The sequence below is a fragment of the Bradyrhizobium sp. Ken01 genome, assembly GCF_055807355.1.
Genome location: NZ_JBVVPC010000233.1, coordinates 1 through 261 on the forward strand (window position 1 = coordinate 1; position 261 = coordinate 261).

At 58.2% G+C, this 261-nt stretch carries 1 protein-coding gene; it reads left to right on the forward strand.

Going from position 1 to position 261, the window contains the following annotated elements; genetic code table 11:
* Window positions 1-261 (forward strand): AMP-binding protein (locus AC0L3S_RS39455; RefSeq protein ID WP_473285364.1); only part of this gene is annotated, 261 nt, incomplete at both ends.

Consider the following 261-nt stretch of genomic DNA (forward strand, 5'->3'; position numbering starts at 1 on the left):
GGGAGAGAGTTACAGGCTTTCCCGGCGTGCCGACCATCTTTGCCGCGCTGTCGGATCTCAGGACGCTGAAGGCAAATGATTTTGCAAGCATAAGGTATGTCACGAACACGGCGGCAGCCCTGCCGCTTAAGCACATTCGCCTGCTCCAGGAACTGTTTGCCGCCGCCCGCATCTATTCGATGTACGGCCTGACCGAATGCAAACGCTGCACCTATCTTCCGCCGGACGATCTTGCCCGAAAACCGTTGAGCGTGGGGATCG